The 2,998-nt window shown below is 34.8% G+C and carries 3 protein-coding genes; all 3 read right to left on the bottom strand.

The genetic code is table 11. The annotated features are described in order from the left end of the window. Positions 1-35: 35 nt before the first annotated feature. The gene (locus ACT8VG_RS09355) at positions 36-326 is read right to left on the bottom strand and encodes a TetR family transcriptional regulator (RefSeq protein WP_444195707.1); all 291 of its coding nucleotides are present in this window, start codon (positions 324-326) and stop codon (positions 36-38) included. 84 nt (positions 327-410) lie between these two features. Beyond that, positions 411-1,790 carry an adenylosuccinate lyase gene (gene purB, locus ACT8VG_RS09350; protein ID WP_217106276.1) on the bottom strand — a complete coding sequence of 460 codons (1,380 nt, stop codon included), beginning with the start codon at positions 1,788-1,790 and terminating at the stop codon, positions 411-413. 3 nt (positions 1,791-1,793) lie between these two features. Continuing rightward, on the bottom strand, positions 1,794-2,998 hold a 1,205-nt coding region (locus ACT8VG_RS09345), incomplete at its 5' end, for a phosphoribosylformylglycinamidine synthase subunit PurQ (RefSeq protein ID WP_444195706.1).

Genomic DNA, 2,998 nt, shown 5'->3' with positions numbered 1-2,998 from the left:
CAGTTATAATCATAGTTTTCTACATTATTATAATCTTAAGATTTAAATGCTTCTTTAAAGAATACTCTATCATGATAAATAAATTCAAATTTCTTAGTAAGCCCTTCTCTTAAAGTTTCACTATTGCCAATCTGTAAGAAAGACTTATCCGCCAATATTTCAAAATACCAGTTCACAAGATCATATTTATCACGAAAATAACGGTAAAATGTCTGTCTAGTCTTACCACTCATTTCCACAATATCAGTCACTGTGATCTTATCAAGAGACTGATGATTCATCAATTGTTTGATGCATTCTGCAAATACATATCGTGTATCTCCCAAGATTCTCACCACCTTTTTAACATTATAACAAACCTATCTCTAAAAATAAAGAAGACAACCCCAATAGAGGTTGTCTCTTAATGATTAAAGTTCGATATCACAAAGTTCTGAAGCTAAACCAATGTATGAAGCAGGTGTCATATCTAATAAAGTCTGACGATCTTCATCACTTAACTGTTCTAAGCTCTTTGCGAATGCCTGAATATCTTCCTGAGAAATATTCTTACCACGAGTTAAAGCCTTAAGTGTATCATAAGCATCTGGTACACCATATTTTCTTAACATTGTCTGGATAGGTTCTGCAAGAACTTCCCATTTTTCATTTAAGTCTTTTGCAAGCTTTTCTTTATTTACAACACACTTAGCTAAACCACCAGTTGTTTCAGAAATAGCCTGTAATGAATATCCAAAGCATAATCCTAAGTTACGCTGACTTGAAGAGTCTGATAAGTCTCTCTGCATTCTTGACTTAGGAAGCTTGTTAGATAAAGCCACACATAGATTATTTGATAAATCAATGTTTGCTTCAGAGTTTTCAAAACGGATTGGGTTAACCTTATGAGGCATAGTTGAAGAACCAACTTCACCCTTAACAGGAATCTGTTTAAAGTATTCCATTGAGATATATAACCACATATCTACATCTAAGTCAGCCAATACATTGTTGAAATGACGGATACCATCTAAGATATGACAAGTATAGTCATGAGATTCAATCTGAGTAGTTAATGGATTGAATGTAAGTCCTAAATAGTCTTCTACGAATTCCTTATTTAATGTAGGCCAATCTTCGTTAGGGAATGCTGTTAAGATAGCACTGTAGTTACCAGTTGCCCCATTGAATTTTGCTTTAATCTTGATATTTTCAATGTTTTCAATACTAGAAAAGAAACGATAAGCATAGACTTTGAATTCTTTACCAATAGTTGTAGGTGTAGCAGGCTGTCCATGAGTATGTGCAAGCATTGCATCATCCTTATGATCTACTGCTAATTTATTGATCATTGAAGCAAATTCTTTAGCTGCAGGTAACCAAACATCCTTTAAGCCATGTTTAATCATACATGCATATGATGTATTGTTGATATCTTCAGAAGTACATCCGATATGTACATAACTTTCTAAATGTTCATAACCTAAAGCTTTAAGTTTTTCATCAATGAAATATTCTACTGCCTTAACATCATGTCTTGTAACAGATTCGATTTCTTTAATTCTCTTGAAAGAATCAAAGTTGAAATCTTTAGAAATCGCAAGAATATCATCTACCTTGTTAGGATCAACCTTGTCTAAAGTTTCTGTATGAAGGTGATCCAACTGGAACTTCAACCACTGGATTTCTACAAACACTCTATACTTAACAAGTGCATATTCACTGAAATAATCAGCTAACTGATCTTTAATCTTGCCATAACGTCCATCTAGAGGACAGAGTGTCATACTTTCAAATTCTAATTTATCCATTCGTTATTCTCCTTTAAAATACTTCACGCCGGCTTCAAATAACTTCTGATCCATTTCACCGTAGATGTTAAGGTCTCTGTTTTCACCCTGACGTTCAGAATGACCCATCTTACCTAATACTCTACCATCTTCAGAAACGATACCTTCAATACCATACATAGAACCATTAGGGTTATATGGAGATTCCATAGTAACATTTCCATTTGGATCAACATACTGGAATGCTACCTGACCATTATCAATTAACTGATCAAGCACTTCCTTAGGTGCAACGAAACGTCCTTCACCATGAGAAATAGGGATAATATGTTCATCACCTAACTCTACATTAGCAAGCCATGGAGACTTCACGCTAGATACTCTTGTAGTCACCATCTGAGATAAGTGGCGTCCAATTGTATTGAATGTTAGAGTAGGATCATCTTTGCTCATATCCTTAATATGTCCATGAGGAAGTAAACCAAGTTTTACTAATGCCTGGAATCCATTACAGATACCAATCATTAAGCCTTCACGATTGTCTAACAAATCATCGATTGCAGCCTTTAATCTTGGGTTACGTAATACAGTTGCAATGAACTTACCTGAACCTTCAGGTTCATCACCAGCTGAGAAACCACCTGGTAGCATCATGATCTGTGCATTATGGATTGCTTCTTCTAATTCATCAACAGACTTCTTAATATCTTCTTCTGTCTTATTTCTAATAAGAACAAGCTGAACCTTTGCACCTGCTTTTTCAAATGCACGTTTAGAATCAAATTCACAGTTAGTTCCTGGGAATACAGGAATAACAACATTGACTTCATCATACTTCTTAGAAGCAAACATCTTGCCTCTTTCATTGCAGTCACCAGTACGTACTTCAGTAGTAGGTGCTTTTGCTGTAGTAGGATATACAGATTCTAATGGTGCACAGTTAATTTCATATGCATCATCAAGTGTCACTTTCTCACCTTTATATGATACAGCCTTTTCTTCATTTGTAGAAGCAATAATACGAACATTTTCATATCCTGCAACAACTTCAGCGCTGTCTACTTCTACAATGATATGTCCAAAGTTCTTTTCAACTAAGTCATTAAGTGTTAAAGCATCATCAAATGCTACACCAATTTCATTACCAAATGCCATCTTATAAACAGCTTCAACTAAACCACCGTCTTTAACTGTATAAGCTGAATAAGCCTTTCCAGACTGAATTAAAG

Origin of the sequence: Catenibacterium sp. (genome assembly GCF_052354645.1) — a bacterium.
GTDB lineage: Bacteria > Bacillota_I > Bacilli_A > Erysipelotrichales > Coprobacillaceae > Catenibacterium > Catenibacterium mitsuoka_A.
Note: the sequence above shows the minus strand (reverse complement) of the source record. Positions and strands in the feature narration are given on the sequence as shown.

What these genes read in the sequence shown, in the direction of transcription:
- purB (WP_217106276.1), bottom strand. Translation starts at nt 1,790, where the DNA reads ATGGATAAATTAGAATTTGAAAGTATGACACTCTGTCCTCTAGATGGA.